The organism is Xenorhabdus kozodoii, from assembly GCF_002632875.1.
In the GTDB taxonomy this organism is placed as follows: domain Bacteria; phylum Pseudomonadota; class Gammaproteobacteria; order Enterobacterales; family Enterobacteriaceae; genus Xenorhabdus; species Xenorhabdus kozodoii.
Genome location: NZ_NJCX01000005.1, coordinates 92,105 through 107,802 on the forward strand (window position 1 = coordinate 92,105; position 15,698 = coordinate 107,802).

Annotated in this window: 15 protein-coding genes; 8 read left to right on the forward strand and 7 right to left on the reverse strand. The window is 43.2% G+C overall.

Features of this window, described 5'->3' with window-relative positions; translation table 11 throughout:
• Positions 1 to 64 precede the first annotated feature (64 nt).
• Both ampE and ampD read right to left on the reverse strand, forming a co-directional pair.
• Positions 65 to 919 carry a beta-lactamase regulator AmpE gene (gene ampE, locus Xkoz_RS04600; protein ID WP_099140984.1) on the reverse strand — a complete coding sequence of 285 codons (855 nt, stop codon included), beginning with the start codon at positions 917 to 919 and terminating at the stop codon, positions 65 to 67.
• Positions 916 to 1,467, reverse strand: coding sequence for a 1,6-anhydro-N-acetylmuramyl-L-alanine amidase AmpD (ampD, locus tag Xkoz_RS04605; RefSeq protein ID WP_099140986.1), 552 nt, complete (start codon positions 1,465 to 1,467; stop codon positions 916 to 918). Before ampD ends, ampE begins: the two co-directional genes overlap by 4 nt.
• Positions 1,468 to 1,807: 340 nt before the next feature.
• Between ampD and ppdD the strand changes: the two genes are divergently transcribed.
• From ppdD to yacG, 6 genes are all read left to right on the forward strand, one after another.
• A complete protein-coding gene (gene ppdD / locus Xkoz_RS04610; RefSeq protein ID WP_099140988.1) occupies positions 1,808 to 2,230 on the forward strand; it encodes a prepilin peptidase-dependent pilin in 423 nt (140 codons plus the stop codon).
• 79 nt (positions 2,231 to 2,309) lie between these two features.
• The gene (gene gspE / locus Xkoz_RS04615; protein ID WP_099140990.1) at positions 2,310 to 3,854 is read left to right on the forward strand and encodes a type II secretion system protein GspE; all 1,545 of its coding nucleotides are present in this window, start codon (positions 2,310 to 2,312) and stop codon (positions 3,852 to 3,854) included.
• The gene (gene hofC, locus Xkoz_RS04620) at positions 3,851 to 5,050 is read left to right on the forward strand and encodes a protein transport protein HofC (RefSeq protein WP_099140991.1); all 1,200 of its coding nucleotides are present in this window, start codon (positions 3,851 to 3,853) and stop codon (positions 5,048 to 5,050) included. Before gspE ends, hofC begins: the two co-directional genes overlap by 4 nt.
• 132 nt (positions 5,051 to 5,182) lie before the next feature.
• Positions 5,183 to 5,806, forward strand: coding sequence for a dephospho-CoA kinase (coaE, locus tag Xkoz_RS04625; protein ID WP_099140993.1), 624 nt, complete (start codon positions 5,183 to 5,185; stop codon positions 5,804 to 5,806).
• Positions 5,799 to 6,557, forward strand: a complete 759-nt coding sequence (gene zapD / locus Xkoz_RS04630; protein WP_099140995.1) for a cell division protein ZapD — start codon at positions 5,799 to 5,801, stop codon at positions 6,555 to 6,557. Before coaE ends, zapD begins: the two co-directional genes overlap by 8 nt.
• A gap of 187 nt (positions 6,558 to 6,744) precedes the next feature.
• Positions 6,745 to 6,948, forward strand: a complete 204-nt coding sequence (gene yacG / locus Xkoz_RS04635) for a DNA gyrase inhibitor YacG (RefSeq protein WP_099140997.1) — start codon at positions 6,745 to 6,747, stop codon at positions 6,946 to 6,948.
• A gap of 183 nt (positions 6,949 to 7,131) precedes the next feature.
• Here the strand turns inward: yacG and mutT are convergent, their stop codons facing one another.
• On the reverse strand, positions 7,132 to 7,536 hold the full coding sequence (gene mutT / locus Xkoz_RS04640; RefSeq protein WP_099140999.1) for an 8-oxo-dGTP diphosphatase MutT: 405 nt from the start codon (positions 7,534 to 7,536) through the stop codon (positions 7,132 to 7,134).
• Between the two features lie 215 nt (positions 7,537 to 7,751).
• Between mutT and Xkoz_RS04645 the strand changes: the two genes are divergently transcribed.
• Positions 7,752 to 9,335 (forward strand): ATP-binding cassette domain-containing protein, encoded by a 1,584-nt coding sequence (locus tag Xkoz_RS04645; RefSeq protein WP_099141001.1) that lies wholly within the window; start codon positions 7,752 to 7,754, stop codon positions 9,333 to 9,335.
• 138 nt (positions 9,336 to 9,473) lie between these two features.
• Here the strand turns inward: Xkoz_RS04645 and secA are convergent, their stop codons facing one another.
• A complete protein-coding gene (secA, locus tag Xkoz_RS04650; RefSeq protein ID WP_099141003.1) occupies positions 9,474 to 12,182 on the reverse strand; it encodes a preprotein translocase subunit SecA in 2,709 nt (902 codons plus the stop codon).
• Positions 12,183 to 12,257: 75 nt separating this feature from the next.
• Complete coding sequence (secM, locus tag Xkoz_RS04655; protein ID WP_099141005.1) at positions 12,258 to 12,830, reverse strand: secA translation cis-regulator SecM; 573 nt, start codon at positions 12,828 to 12,830, stop codon at positions 12,258 to 12,260.
• Between the two features lie 37 nt (positions 12,831 to 12,867).
• Here secM and Xkoz_RS04660 point away from each other — a divergent pair, with 37 nt between their 5' ends.
• The gene (locus tag Xkoz_RS04660; RefSeq protein ID WP_099141007.1) at positions 12,868 to 13,404 is read left to right on the forward strand and encodes a DUF721 domain-containing protein; all 537 of its coding nucleotides are present in this window, start codon (positions 12,868 to 12,870) and stop codon (positions 13,402 to 13,404) included.
• A 104-nt stretch (positions 13,405 to 13,508) separates the two neighbouring features.
• Here Xkoz_RS04660 and lpxC read toward each other — a convergent pair whose 3' ends face one another.
• Both lpxC and ftsZ read right to left on the reverse strand, forming a co-directional pair.
• Entirely contained in the window at positions 13,509 to 14,426 is a 918-nt protein-coding gene (gene lpxC, locus Xkoz_RS04665) for a UDP-3-O-acyl-N-acetylglucosamine deacetylase (RefSeq protein ID WP_099141009.1), read from the reverse strand.
• Positions 14,427 to 14,525: 99 nt separating this feature from the next.
• Positions 14,526 to 15,689 (reverse strand): cell division protein FtsZ, encoded by a 1,164-nt coding sequence (gene ftsZ, locus Xkoz_RS04670; RefSeq protein WP_099141011.1) that lies wholly within the window; start codon positions 15,687 to 15,689, stop codon positions 14,526 to 14,528.
• Positions 15,690 to 15,698: the final 9 nt, after the last annotated feature.

Here is a 15,698-nt window from a genome sequence, read left to right on the forward strand (position 1 = left end):
CTGCGCGGGGAGATATAAAACGCATCTTGAAAGGCGACTGGTATATAGCCCTCTATCTCTTCTGTTAAACTAATGTCCCATAAATCGTCAACAATGCGACAATAATCACAATGGTAAAGGTCGCTTTTTTCGCTAACGTTACAGCAGCAACAGGCGTTTTTATTGGGTTAAGATGAGGATCTTTACTTAATGCAAATTGTGCCAATTGACTGATTACTTTGTATTGTGATGACCGAAAATCAGTGAGTGATGCAATCCAAGCGGGTAGGGCTTTCTCACCATGTCCCAACAAAGCATAGGCAATACCCGCCAAACGCGCAGGGAGCCAATCCAGCCAATGCAGTATGCCATCAACTCCCGATTGTGCCCTCTGCACTGCCGTTGCGTGCTGTGCCAACCAGCCTTGATAAGCCCTGAGGCAACCATATCCCATCAAAATGGCTGGACCAAATTTACCCAATATAGCCAACCAGAAAATAGGGGCAAGATAATAGCGAAAGTTTATCCAAATCAATGAATTCTGTATCTCACGCAATCGCTCATCTTTTGTGGTGTCAGGCAATGTTCCCTGGATCATTGTCAGACGAGCAAGATACATATTCTGCTGTTCTGGATCATCTTGACGTACGGCTTGAAGATATCCACGGTAATCATGACGCAACCCACCCGCGCCAATACATAACAGACTGATGATGATACCGAGCACAATCGCGGGAATACCGAAAGCAACAGAGCCAAAAATATCAATCAGCTTCCATGTCAATAAGGCGACCAGAAAGGCCATGCCCAGACTACCCCATAGTGCATGTGATCTGAATCTGGCAAAAAACGGGGCTAAATAGCATTCCAGTTGCCAGTGATCTCCCATCTTAAAAACACGTTCCCATGCCAGTATTAACAATAGAATAAAGAGAGTCATCCAACTCGCTCCTTCAATAATTGATGGTAATGTTCCCAATAAAAATAAGGCCCAGGATCGGTTTTCCTACCCGGAGCGATATCACTGTGTCCTGCAATATTGTCCCGAATATCAGGATATTGGTTAATAAGCAGCTCAGTCACTTCCGCTAACTTAGTGTATTGAATGCCAGTAAATTCCTCATAATCTGTGCCTTCCAGCTCAATACCTATCGAAAAATCATTACATCTATCACGGTCACAGTAGCAGGAAACACCAGCATGCCAAGCTCTTTTATTGAAAGGAACATATTGCACAATCTCACCATCACGCCGGATTAAACAGTGAGCTGAAACATGCAAATGCTTGATCTCATCAAAAAAAGGATCACCTTTAGGATCGAGTGTTCCCATAAATAATTGGTCAATATAAGGGCCGCCAAACTTGCCAGGAGGTAAGCTGATATTATGGATAACCAGTAATGATGGTGTTTCCCCTTCTGGACGCAGATCACAATGTGGGGAAATAACTTTTCTCGCACTATCAATCCATCCTTCATGTAGCTGCATTCTTTTACTCCCCCCTTAATATTTAATATCACCTTCTCTAAGCATAATACGGTCGCCTAAAGTGTAACAAGTGAGCATGTTAGCACTTTCAGTCGGCCAATAAATCGGGTGTTTTTTTATTTACGGACAGGCTCGAAAATTTTTTGCAAAAAAATGTAACACAAAATTATTTTTCCGAGCCAACTTCATAAATTTTATTGACCCTGTTTTATTTTTTCCCTTTTTCTTCAATGCTTATTGGCACCAACATTCATACCCAATAAATGGCAATTTAAAGGGTGAAGAGGATACCCGCCATTGAACATGCCAAGCAATTCAAATACAGATACAAGGAGAAAAAATGAAGCAACAAGGATTTACATTAATTGAAGTCATGGTTGTTATGGCTATCGTGTCTATTCTCGGTGCAATTGCCATTCCCAGTTACCAGGGATATATCCAAAAAGCCGCGTTAACCGATGTGCTACAAGCTATTGTGCCTTATAAATCTGGCGTGGAATTATGCCGCTTTGAAGCTGAAAATTACAAAAATTGCCACTCTGGTCATCCCTCTATTCCATCAGGCCATAATAGCCGCTATATCAGTACCATATCCGTAAAAGATGGAGAGATAACTATAGTCGGCCAGCAAAACCTCAACGGGCTTCACACCACGTTAAAACCTATTCAAGATACCAAAACAGGTCTTACTCAATGGAAAGCAATTTGTGAATCTAACGATGAATCGTTAAAACTAAAATGTCAGGAGACCCTGAAATTTTAAACATCTCTTTTCATTCCAAATAAACGTTAATTTGTAGAAACAACAATGAATTCACACCAATACTCAAGGAATAAAAATAATGATAAATAAAGATCATCTTTTGTTGGAAAAAGAAATAAAAGAGCTATGCCAACGACACCAGGCTATTATTATAAAAAAAGATTTACATACAATCACAATTGCCTGTAGTAGAGCACCTAATGAAGACTTCATCGCGGCACTAAGATTTATTTCAGGTTTGATCGTTAATATCGATATTTGGCCACAAGCAAAAATAGAATCGATGCTGACGCAAGAAAATTCATTGATGTCAGCAACAAATTATTGCTCAGAAAATGATGAAGAGAAACCGTACCATATAGATCAATATGATAGCAACTATGCGCGTTATCATGATGCAAGACAAAAAAATGATCTCCATGATGAGGAAATAGACACACCGGTTATTCAATTAATTAACCAGACGATATTAACTTCAATACAAAAAAGGGCTTCAGATATTCACTTTGAACCGTCTCAACATGGCTATCAAATACGTATTCGGGTTGATGGTGTATTGCATACTATGCAGGCACCACCTCCTCAAATAAATGCGAGTATTCCTGCCCGCTTAAAAATCATGTCAAAGCTCAACATTGCAGAAAAACGTCAACCACAAGATGGACAATTCGACTGGAGTGATAACAAAAACCGTTATGCTATCCGTATATCAACACTACCTACACTGCATGGAGAAAAAATCGTCCTGCGTATTTTAAATACCATACACCAATTATCCCTGGAACAATTGGGCCTGCCTGAACCACAATTACAACTGTTAAAACAGAAACTCCATTTACCACAAGGGATGATTTTAGTCACTGGTCCAACTGGCAGCGGAAAAACCGTCACACTGTATAGCTGCTTGCAATATTTAAACCGGGCTAAAAAGAATATCTGTAGTGTCGAAGATCCTGTTGAAATTCCTTTAAATGGCATCAACCAAACACCGGTTAATAATAAAATTGGGCTAGATTTCGCCAAAGTCCTTAGGGCATTATTGCGACAAGATCCCGATATCATTATGGTCGGTGAGATCCGTGATAATGAAACTGCCGAAATATCAATGAAAGCCGCCCAAACTGGCCATCTGGTTTTATCAACACTGCATACCAATTCCACTGTTGATACGTTATCCCGTCTGCTCAATCTGGGAATTTCTGGTTATACCACAGCCTCATGTGTGAAATTGATTATCGCACAGAGATTAGTTCGTAAGCTCTGTCCCCATTGCCGACAACAAGACAGTATTCCCACGGTGATCCCCAATATGACTGTCTCAACAGAGGAGTCTATTTCTGTAAGAACGGGGGTTATAAAACAATCGTTCTCTATAAAAAAATGGAATGCGGTTGGTTGTGACCACTGTTTTTCTGGTTATTATGGCAGAACCGCCATTTATGAATTTCTCGAAATAAAACCTGAACTCCTGCAAGCCTTGTCTGAACGTTCTAACGTTAGCCTCCCACATTTACTTGCCTCACAACAGGATGCAACGCTTTTTTCAGCAGGACTGACATTAGTGGAAAAAGGAATAACCACTCTTGACGAAATTTATCAGATTACAGGTCATGAAATCGTATGAAAATAGAATATATTTACCAGTGGCAGGCAATTAATAAGAATGGAAAAGCCATAACAGGCGAGAGTATTGGCCATAGCAAAAAAAATATATTTCAGCGCCTTAGCCACCTCGAACTTCAACCCTATGCCATCAAATGTAAAAAAATCATCTATTACAGCAAAAAAGAAATTGCATACCGCCTGCATTTTATTCACCAATTAAGCACATTGCTGGCTTCTGGCATCCCTTTACTCAAAGGACTGACTATTCTTTTGCAAGAGTGTAAATATGCTCTCTGGCGATGTGTATTGGCAGATATGATTCAGAAAATTCGTCAGGGAGAATCATTCTCTACAACACTCGAACATTATCCGAAGCTATTTTCCCCCTTGCTCTGCCAACTTATCGCAGTAGGAGAACAAACTGGGCAACTTGAAAATTGTTGTCAATTAATCCTTAATCGGTTGGAACAGCAAAATACGTTGAGAAAGAAAATTCAGAAGGCTTACCACTATCCGTTAATTGTCGCTTTTGTGAGCCTGTTGGTTATTATTCTGATGTTAGTTTTTGTTTTACCCGAATTTCGACAAGTCTATTCTTCATTAAATGCCACTTTGCCTTTGTTAACGCAGTGGGTTTTATCAGGTTCTGATTTATTACTCCACCATGGCGTATTACTCCTGTTAATTCTATTTACATTGTTAACTGGTTATCTAGGGTTGCGCCACCGTTTCCCCATATTTAAAGCAAAAGAAAAAATGCTCTTTCTGCGGCTCCCTATTTTTAAACAACTCACAATTTATCAACAGGCTAATCAGATATTTCATATCCTGTTCATGACACAGAAAGCGGGGTTGACACTGATGGCTGGGCTTGAATGTGCCTTAAACGCCACCCAGCACCCTGTTTTTATCGCCGGCGTGAAAAGCCTGCACAGGCAAATTCAGCAAGGCATTCCAATGAGTGACGCATTAAAACAAACAGCCTATTTCCCTTCACTATGCCAACAATTTGTCACAATAGGTGAAGAGTCAGGAGAGTTAGAATTATTTTTATTCAATCTTGCCAAATGGTATCAAGAAAAATCAATCAACCTTGCTGACAGTTTGGTTCAATCATTAGAACCTTTGTTAATGCTGATAATGGCCTTGATTGTCGGTTTATTATTGTTGGCTATGTACCTGCCTATTTTTCAATTAGGCACAATATTAACTTAACAAGGTATTTACATATTTCGTTATCTTTTTTCAAGGCTGCAAAAGCAGGGATTGTACGTGTTTGTTTATAGCCCATTAGCTTCCCTTGGGTTACAATTTAATTATGCTATCAGAGATATTTAAAGGGATAGAATGACTTATATTGTTGCACTGACAGGTGGAATTGGTAGCGGTAAAACGACTATCTCTAATGTATTTTCATCCCTTGGTGTCCCGCTTGTTGATGCAGATATTATCGCCAGAGAAGTTGTCGCTCCTGGCACTCCCGCATTACAAGCAATCACAGAGCACTTTGGGTTCAACACACTATTGCCCGATGGCAGCCTTAATCGTGCAATGTTGCGTGAAAAAATTTTTGCGGCTCCAGAAGAAAAACAGTGGCTCAATACCCTCTTACATCCACTGATCCAAGCAGAAACACAACGGCAATTAAACCAGGTGACTGCCCCTTATGTCATATGGGTCGTTCCTTTGCTAATTGAAAATAATTTAATACATTTGGCAGACCGTGTTTTAGTTGTTGATGTCCCAGTTGAAGTGCAGATTAACCGCACCATGGCTCGTGATGGAGTGAGCCGTGAGCAAGTAACAAATATTCTGGCTGCACAGGCCAGCCGTCAGGATAGACTGGAAAAGGCAGATGATGTCATCGTTAACCACAGCAGCGAACAGGATATTACCTCTCGTGTGGTCGAACTGCATCAACAGTATTTAAAACAAGCAATATCAGTCAGACAGGAAAACCGTAATGAGTGATGCAACCTCCACTATTATTTTCGAACATCCACTCAATGAAAAAATGCGTTCATGGTTGAGGATTGAGTCTTCACTGCAACAGTTAGAAAAACAACGCAATCTGGATTCTCAGGCCAGTAGCCTCTCGTTTTTCCGTACAATTGCCGAATTAATTGAGATCCTAGAACGAGGTGAAGTCCGTTCTGAGCTACTGAAAGAGCTGGATCGCCAGCAGGCGAAATTAAAACTATGGCTCAGCTCTCCGAATGCCGATACGGCTATGATCCATAGTTTGACAGAGCAACTTAAAGAACGTAGTACGACCTTGAACCAAGCCCCTCGGCTTAGTCAATACATTAAAGAAGATCGTATGATCAGCATGATACGTCAGCGACTCAGTATTCCTGGAGGCTGTTGCAGTTTTGACTTGCCAACATTGCATTTATGGCTGCATTTACCGCAATCTGTCAGGGATGAATCTGTCAAGGCTTGGCTAGACAGCCTTCGTCCATTACACCAAGCCTTGGAAAGCATTCTGAAACTCATACGCCACTCTGCCATCTTCACCCCAAAAACCAGCCACAACGGATTTTATCAAGGGAATTCAGATGAAGCCGATTTGCTGAGATTGAAATTGGACGTTGAGCCAAGTGCATTGGTTTATCCACAAATCTCCGGTTATAAGACGCGTTTCGCCATCCGCTTCTTACCAATGGATAGTGAGCATGGTGTTGTACCTGCCCATTTGTCATTTGAATTGGCCTGTTGCTAATATATGCCCAATAAATTTCAAATTGCAGCACGATAATGAAGGGAATGAATTCCCAATAGCATGGCTAATTCTGTATTTACATGACTCTGTATTTATACATATACCATTAAAACAGTGAGTTAAACCCAAAAAGCTGCGATATAAAAAATAGAGGGTACGGCCTTCACACCAAGCGGGAGAAAGTAATATGTCTGAAGTATTGACTGTCAAATGTCCAACCTGTGACAACACGGTAATATGGGGGGAAATTAGCCCATATCGCCCATTTTGCAGTAAACGCTGCCAATTAATTGACTTGGGCGAATGGGCCAGTGAGGAAAAAATAATACCAAGCCAAAGTGACAGCGCAGAAAATGATAACTGGAGCGAAGAGCCTGAACAATACAGGTAACATTATCACTAGCGGCACCTATTTTATTGGGTGCCGCGGTATATACCAATCCAACTTCAAGTTGCAGGTTGCAAACCCATGAGAGTATTTATATCTCCCCGCGGCGCGGGGAGATATAAGACGCATCTTGAAAGGAGACTGGTATATTTAATAATTAAAACACCTTAATTTATTAATAACTCTTTAATATAAACCATTCCGGGTCAGAAGATCGACAATACCACGGTTTGCTGGAGGAAATTCATCAGCAACTAATTTTGATTGTAAAACCCAACGGGAAGGTTGCCCTTCTTTACCAAATGGCTCATCTTTCCATTCATCAACCAGAAAAAAGTCAAGAGTGATACTTCTGTCAGGAAAATCATGTTTAACGGTATCAATTAATTCGCAGTGTGTTACCGTGATCCCAACTTCTTCCTTCAACTCTCTAATCAATGCTTGTTCTGGCGTTTCTCCCCCTTCAAGTTTTCCCCCAGGGAACTCCCAAAAGCCACCCATATGTGAGTCGGCACTACGCTGGGTGATAAAAATTTCATCATGACTATTTTTAATGATACCTGCTGCAATATGCAGATGTTTTTTTTCCATAACCGTTCTTCTTACAGTTTATTATTCAACTTAAATAACTATCTCTTGCAGATTACATTAAAGTGAGTTTAAGCCGCAAATTTGTCTTTCATCCAAAATGTAATCACTTTTTATTACTCATTATCTCTGCAAAAAACTTAGCATGAAAAAACAAGCAGCAAACAGTGTAATAATCTAACCTACTCAACTGCTTAAAAATTAAGGAAGTGCAGCCTATGCTAACTGATGCTCAATCATTAATTGAAGCAAAGCAAATCACCTACCAATTTTCTGATGAAATAACACCTCTGTTTTCTGGTATTGATATGTTTTTAAATACAGAACGACATGCGCTAATTGGGCGCAATGGTATTGGTAAATCCTGGCTGGCATCAATACTGGCACAGCAAATCCCTCCCACAGAAGGCAGCATAAAATATTTTTGTGATGTCGGTTATTTGTCACAAGGTTTGTCATCTTTCGCCGGCAATACCGCAGATATGCTGGGATTGACTAAGATCATGAAAGCCAATGAGCGTGTTCTGGCGGGGATTGGGGACGAAGCAGATTTTGAGGTTATGGAGGGTAACTGGGATTGGCAATTTCAGGTTGAGTCTTTACTGGCAGAGGGGGAACTTAATCCAAACGTGTTAAATCAACCTTTTAATTCCCTGAGCGGTGGAGAACAAACACGGATTAGGTTGTTGGCACTGAAACGCCAGGGTGCGGGTTTTATGATCCTGGATGAACCAAGCAATCATCTTGATCGACAAGGCCGCTTTTGGCTGGCGCAATGGCTGGAAAATTTCAGTGGTGGCGTTTTGCTGGTCACTCATGATACTCAGCTATTACAGCATGTATCGGTTGTTTACGAACTCAACGGGTTAGGGTTATCTCGCAGTATCGGTGGATGGGAAACCTGGTTGGAAAGTAAAGAGCAGCTACGGCTAGGTGTGCAACGTGAAGTGGATCAAACCAGAAAAAATTTGAAACAAGTTTTGCGTGATAAGCAAAAAGATCGTGAAAAAGCCAGCAAACGGCAAAGTCAGGGTAAGCAACGGCGGGAAAACTCTAATCAGGCTAAAATCCTTCTTGATCATGCACTAGGACGCTCCGAAGCCACATTATCACGGACAGCAAAACAGAATGAAGAACGATTACAACGCAGATCTTCATTAGCCACAGAAGCCAGAGAAAAACTCGAAATTATCGATCCGCTGTCAATCGCTGTTGCGACGCCACAAGCCGCAACTTCTCCGTTACTTTATCTTCAGGATGTCATTCTGCCCTTCGGCTCCGGTACGCCCATCAGTTTAACCCTCAATAATGGTGATCGCCTCGCTATCACAGGTAAAAATGGCAGCGGAAAATCCACCTTATTAAAGGTCATGACGGGTTCACAGGTTCCGAAACAGGGTATCTGTCGTATCACCCCATCCCACAGTCTGATGGATCAGCATTTTTCATTCCTCAATAAGAGCCAGTCAGCGCTGTATAACTTTCAATTACAGTCACCTGGCTGGAGTGAAGATCACTACCGTACTCGATTGGCACAATTACGTATTCGTGGTGATGAAGCCTTGAAACCTGTCGGTTATCTCAGTGGAGGAGAACAACTTAAGGTTGCGCTGGCTTGCCTGTTTTGTGGACCATATGCGCCAGCCCTGCTGTTATTGGATGAACCAGACAATCATCTGGATATTGAGTCACGTGAACGACTCCAAAAAGCACTACATGATTATACGGGCGCGATGGTACTGATTTCCCACGACGATAAGTTTATTGAAAGTGTGGGGAATATGCAGGAGTTAGTTTTATAACAAAACCCCCAAATCTATTCCTTAAGCACGTTTTATTAAAGAATAAAATTTGAGGGTTCTCGTTACATCAATCAGTGCCAATGCTCACTGAATGAGTGATTTCCACTGACACTTTTTTTATTTATACACTCACTTTACTTATAAGCGACCATGGCAGTGCTTATATTTTTTACCAGAGCCACATGGACAAGGATCATTGCGACCGACTTTACGCTCTCCCGCGGCCACTTGAGCTTCGGCTTTTGACATCAACGCACCCTGCTCGACTTCATGGCTCAAATGTTGTTGTCTTGCCAAACGCTCAGCTTCTTCACGACGCTGTTGTTCAAGTGCCTCGACTTCTTCTGGCATTCTGACCTGAACTTTGCTCAAGGTACTGATCACTTCATATTTCAGCGATTCCAGCATATTGGCAAACATGGCAAAAGATTCGCGTTTGTATTCCTGTTTTGGATCTTTCTGTGCATAACCACGCAGGTGAATACCTTGACGCAAATAATCCATCGCGGCCAAATGCTCTTTCCACAATGTGTCCAGAGTTTGCAACATGATGCCTTTCTCAAAATTACGCATCATGTCTGTACCGACAACTTCTTCTTTTTGCTGATAAACTTCAATCGCCTTTTCAAGAATACGTTCACGCAATGTTTCTTCGTGTAATTGAGGCTCTTTGTCCAACCACGCCTTAATTGGCAAATTCAAGTCGAAATCGTTGGCTAAACGCTCTTGCAGGCCTTCAACATCCCACATTTCTTCCAGTGATTGTGGCGGAATATAAGCATCAATTGTGACTTTGAAGACATCTTCGCGAATGCTGGTGATAGTTTCGCTGACATCGCCCACATCAAGCAAATCGTTGCGCTGGGCATAAATCGCCCGGCGCTGATCATTCGCAACGTCATCATATTCCAACAATTGTTTACGAATATCAAAGTTACGACTCTCAACTTTACGTTGGGCATTCGCAATCGCTTTAGTCACCCACGGATGTTCAATCGCTTCACCTGGCTGCATACCCAATTTACGCATCATGCCCGTCACACGATCAGAGGCAAAAATGCGCATCAGGGCATCTTCCATCGAGAGATAGAAACGTGAAGAGCCTGCATCCCCCTGACGTCCCGCACGACCACGTAACTGGTTATCAATACGGCGTGATTCATGACGCTCTGTACCGATAATATGTAAGCCGCCCGCGGCCAATACCGCATCATGACGCTCTTGCCATTCGGCCTTGATTTTCTCGACTTGCTCTTCCGTTGGCTCTTCCAATTTAGCGACTTCCGCCTGCCAACTTCCTCCCAACATGATGTCTGTACCACGTCCTGCCATGTTGGTTGCAATAGTCACTGTGCCGGCCTGGCCAGCCTGCGCTATGATGTCAGCTTCCAGTGCATGGAATTTTGCATTCAGAACGTTATGCACAATACCCGCTTTCGTTAATGCCTTGGACACCAGCTCCGATTTTTCAATCGAGATTGTCCCTACCAAGATAGGCTGACCGCGATTGGTCCGATCCCTGATATCTTCAATGATCGCCTCAATTTTTTCCGCCTCTGTCATATAGACCAGATCCGGTAAGTCCTGACGGATCATTGGGCGATTGGTTGGAATGACAATGGTATCTAGCTTATAAATGGATCTGAATTCAAAGGCTTCCGTGTCGGCCGTTCCTGTCATCCCGGCCAATTTTTCGTATATACGGAAATAGTTCTGGAATGTGATTGAAGCCAGCGTCTGGTTTTCATTCTGAATGTCGACACCCTCTTTGGCTTCCACAGCCTGATGCAGACCATCAGACCAGCGCCGCCCCTGCATAGTACGCCCGGTATGTTCATCAACGATGATGACCTCACCTTCTTTAACGATATAATCAACATCACGGGTAAACAGGACATGGGCGCGCAGGGCGGCTGTCACATGGTGCATCAGCATGATATTGGTCGGTGAATACAAGGAATCGCCTTCATCCATTAATTTCGCATCCACCAATAACTCTTCAACCAATACCAGGCCACGCTCTGTCAGGTTAACTTGGCGTGCTTTTTCATCAACAGAGAAATGTCCTTCCCCCTGGAAGGTGTCTGAGTCCTCTTTTTCCTGACGAACCAGTTTCGGGATCAGTGTGTCCACTTTGATATAAAGTTCAGAGCTGTCTTCCGCCGGTCCCGAAATAATCAATGGGGTACGCGCTTCGTCGATCAAGATCGAGTCAACCTCATCCACCAGCGCATAGTGCAGTTTGCGTTGGACTCGCTCTTCTGGACTAAATGCCATATTGTCACGCAAATAGTCAAAACCAAACTCATTATTAGTGCCGTAAGTAATATCTGTAGCATAAGCCTCGCGTTTTGCGGGTGCTGGCATGCCGGGTAAGTTGATGCCAACACTCAAGCCAAGGAATTCAAACAGTGGGCGGTTATTTTCCGCATCGCGCTGTGCCAGATAATCGTTCACGGTAACAATGTGAACGCCTCTGCCAGTTAGGGCGTTAAGATAAGCTGGCAATGTTGCAGTCAATGTCTTACCTTCACCGGTACGCATCTCTGCGATGCAGCGTTCATTCAATACCATCCCGCCCAACAACTGCACATCAAAGTGACGCATACCAAATACACGTTTACTGGCTTCACGCACAGTCGCGAACGCTTCTGGCAGAATTTTATCCAGCGACTCTCCCTCTTTTAAGCGGGCACGAAATTGCTCGGTTTTCGCTTTCAGTTCTTCATCAGAGAGTTTTTCAAAATCCGGCTCCATGCGGTTGATTTCATCAACCGCTTTGCGCAGACGGCGCAAGGTACGGTCATTACGGCTACCAAAAATTTTTGTCAGTAATTTAATCAACATAATTAGTACATCTCAGATAGGGCTATCGTTGTAGCCAACCAATCATTCCTTAGAAATTGTCTTATTTAATTTAGATTAAAATAAGACAGCAGTATTAACGCAAAATAGATGATTGGACATTGGCCCAGCCCTAATCCCCTGGATCTTAGCGACCCAGAGCGCTGGAGTATGGATATCAGGCAACACAAGAGCGACCATCGCAACATCTGCGATAATCGCCTCAAATAGCGTTGGTGTTTGTGTCAGCATGGCATGCAACGTATCTAGCATCAGTTGTTGCATGGATGGAGAAGAAATCTGATGACTTTCTTTTGCGCCTTCGTATTTGACTGGCTCTGCAACCGAAAAAGCAAAAGAAAGTTGACGGATCACATTACGAACAGCATGTTGTTGCCAGTAATTTAAGTAATTAGCGGGTTGGCGCTGGACACTTTTTAATTGGAGTAAATGTAATTTAAATAAGTGTTCAAAGGAGGAAAGTGCCTGGTGACGGCTTCCCTGGGCAGAAGAAGTGTTTGTATGATGCAGGCTTTCTGCCACTCCAGCGAAAACAGTAGGAACACCAATTCCTGTAGCAACCATGCCCAGTAAAAGGTGAGACCAAAAATAACGCCTACCAAATTGTCGCCAAAGATTTAAAATACTCATTAATCCTTCATTAATAAATACTGGAACTGCCTCTATTATGCGAGATAGCCGCCCACAATCACTGGATAAGCTGTTTGAAGACGCGGCAACTGTCGGAAAAAGCCCACTTCAAATTATTCAACAACATGCCATCGCATTATTGAAACTCAACCGTGCCGTTCTCAGTTTGCTTCCTGCGCAATTGCACCCGTGGTGCAGGGTTGCCAATTATCGCAAACAAATTCTGGTACTGGAAGCAGGAAATGCCAGTTGGATGACTCGGCTTCGTTATGAAATTCCTGTCTTGTTGTCTACTTTAAGACAAGAAATTCTACCATCTTTATCCTCAATCGACATCAGGATTAACCCATCATTAATGGTTAAGTGTGATAATAATGAACAAGGATTCTCAATATTATCAACAAAAGCATTCAGTAATGATAATCAGGAATTACCAAAGCGCCAGCTTACTCATGAAAGTGCAAAAACATTAATGATGTTGGCTGAAAACTGCCCTGATAAACTGAAAAGGAAATTGGAGCGGTTGGCTGCGCTGGCCGGAGAGGATACCAGTACAGCCAAAAAGAAGCGCTAACGCTGAGCGAAAAACATCAGCGAAATGAGCGTAATAGACAACATAACCCATTGATGCATCATAGGAATGTTCTCAACATTCTTTATCAATACACATGTGAATCATTACGCCAACACCAATGATGGAGCGCGGAAGGCCAATGGCATTTCAGCTTCATCTTCAAATGTGACAAATTCCCAGGCACTTTCTTGCGCTAAGACAGTTTGCAGCAACTTGTTGTTCAGTGCATGACCGGATTTGAACGCAGTAAAGGCACCAATGATATTATAGCCACACATAAACAGATCGCCGATGGCGTCCAACATCTTATGGCGGACAAATTCATCGGTAAAACGCAAACCATCTTCATTGAGTACACGGTAGTCATCAACAACAATCGCACAATCAAAGCTACCACCGAGGCACAAGCCTTTAGATTGCAAATACTCAATATCGCGCATAAACCCAAAAGTACGTGCGCGACTAATTTGGCGAACGAATGAATCCGCAGAAAAGTCCAGACTATAACGCTGTGAACTGGCATCAATTGCCGGATGGTTAAAGTCGATAGTAAAATCCAGACTGAAACCATGATAAGGTGCCAGTTCAGCCCATTTGTCGCCTTCTTCCACACGAACGCTTTCTTTCATTCGCACGAATTTCTTCGCGACATTCAGCTCTTCAATACCCGCATCCAATAACAGGAAAACAAACGGGCTAGCGCTGCCATCCATAATCGGGATCTCTGGTGCATCGACTTCAATAACAATATTGTCGATCCCTAAACCTGCCAGCGCTGCATTCAAATGCTCAACGGTCGAAATACGCACATTGTGCTCATTCACCAGACAAGTACAGAGCATAGTATCACGCACAGAATTGGCATTTGCTGGAAAATCAACTGGAGGATTCAAGTCAGTACGACGATAGATGACCCCGGTATTGGCCGGCGCTGGACGCATTGTCAGCGTGACTTTTTTACCGGTGTGCAAACCGACGCCGGTCGCTTGAACAATACGTTTTAGTGTCCTTTGTTTGATCATCGTTTATATCTCGCAATGTTACTTATCCCGCCAATCACTATAATGTATGACTGGCAGGATAGTTTAACACAAAAAGCGGAGAAACCAATTTATTAGTAATTAGTCAGCCTGCTTACGCAAAAAAGCAGGAATGTCTAGATAATCAGGCTCCTTGCTCGTATGTGTGTTTTGGTCATTGACAACTTTTGCGGCTGTTTTGTTCTCATCAGGCAATGAAGAGATACCGCCAGACATCGGCTGGTAACGGCGATCCATCGTGTTTGCCTGAGGAGCCTTGTTATTGGTCACCAGCGTGATTTCTGGACGTTTGTCCATCCCAATGCCCGTTGCCACAACGGTAACACGCAGCTCATCATTCATATCTGGATCCAGTGACGTACCGATAACCACCGTTGCATTATCAGAAGCAAATGCACGGATAGTGTTACCCACCGTTTCAAATTCATCCAGACGCAGGTCAAAGCCTGCTGTAATGTTAACCAGAACGCCACGGGCGCCAGACAGATCAATATCTTCCAGCAATGGGCTGGAGATCGCCATTTCTGCGGCTTCTTCCGCACGATCTTCACCTTGTGCGATACCGGAACCCATCATGGCATAACCCATTTCCGACATCACGGTACGTACGTCAGCGAAGTCAACGTTCATCAGACCTGGGCGAGTAATCAGTTCAGCAATACCCTGAACCGCACCTTTCAGGACATCATTGGCTGCACCAAATGCATCCAACAATGAAATACCTCGTCCCAGTACTTTCAATAGCTTGTCATTTGGAATGGTGATCAATGAGTCCACATGCTTGGACAGTTCAGTGATCCCTTGCTCCGCGAAGGCCATCCGTTTTTTGCCTTCAAAATTAAATGGCTTAGTCACGACTGCGACTGTCAGGATGCCAAGTTCTTTGGCAATTTCAGCCACAACAGGTGCTGCACCCGTTCCCGTACCACCTCCCATACCGGCGGCAATAAATACCATGTCAGCGCCTTCCAGTGCAGTACGCAGTGATTCGCGATCCTCTTCCGCGGCAGTACGGCCAACCTCAGGGTTTGCACCAGCGCCCAATCCTTTTGTAATGCCGTTGCCAATCTGGATAGTCTGACCAACAGCCGTCTTACGCAGTGCCTGAGCATCCGTGTTAACCGCAAAGAAGTCGACTCCTTCAATACGCTCACGCACCATGTGCTCCACAGCATTTCCGCCGCCGCCGCCGACGCCGATGACTTTAATCACCGCGTCGTTGGTTAATTCCAGTGGTTCAAACATAATTTCTCT

Bases quoted from the DNA above. Each gene is read 5' to 3' on its own strand.
- ppdD (WP_099140988.1), top strand. From the start codon at position 1,808: ATGAAGCAACAAGGATTTACATTAATTGAAGTCATGGTTGTTATGGCT.
- coaE (WP_099140993.1), top strand. From the start codon at position 5,183: ATGACTTATATTGTTGCACTGACAGGTGGAATTGGTAGCGGTAAAACG.
- ampD (WP_099140986.1), bottom strand. From the start codon at position 1,467: ATGCAGCTACATGAAGGATGGATTGATAGTGCGAGAAAAGTTATTTCC.
- zapD (WP_099140995.1), top strand. From the start codon at position 5,799: ATGAGTGATGCAACCTCCACTATTATTTTCGAACATCCACTCAATGAA.
- ampE (WP_099140984.1), bottom strand. From the start codon at position 919: ATGACTCTCTTTATTCTATTGTTAATACTGGCATGGGAACGTGTTTTT.
- hofC (WP_099140991.1), top strand. From the start codon at position 3,851: ATGAAAATAGAATATATTTACCAGTGGCAGGCAATTAATAAGAATGGA.
- lpxC (WP_099141009.1), bottom strand. From the start codon at position 14,426: ATGATCAAACAAAGGACACTAAAACGTATTGTTCAAGCGACCGGCGTC.
- gspE (WP_099140990.1), top strand. From the start codon at position 2,310: ATGATAAATAAAGATCATCTTTTGTTGGAAAAAGAAATAAAAGAGCTA.
- secM (WP_099141005.1), bottom strand. From the start codon at position 12,830: ATGAGTATTTTAAATCTTTGGCGACAATTTGGTAGGCGTTATTTTTGG.
- yacG (WP_099140997.1), top strand. From the start codon at position 6,745: ATGTCTGAAGTATTGACTGTCAAATGTCCAACCTGTGACAACACGGTA.
- mutT (WP_099140999.1), bottom strand. From the start codon at position 7,536: ATGGAAAAAAAACATCTGCATATTGCAGCAGGTATCATTAAAAATAGT.
- Xkoz_RS04645 (WP_099141001.1), top strand. From the start codon at position 7,752: ATGCTAACTGATGCTCAATCATTAATTGAAGCAAAGCAAATCACCTAC.
- secA (WP_099141003.1), bottom strand. From the start codon at position 12,182: ATGTTGATTAAATTACTGACAAAAATTTTTGGTAGCCGTAATGACCGT.
- ftsZ (WP_099141011.1), bottom strand. From the start codon at position 15,689: ATGTTTGAACCACTGGAATTAACCAACGACGCGGTGATTAAAGTCATC.
- Xkoz_RS04660 (WP_099141007.1), top strand. From the start codon at position 12,868: ATGCGAGATAGCCGCCCACAATCACTGGATAAGCTGTTTGAAGACGCG.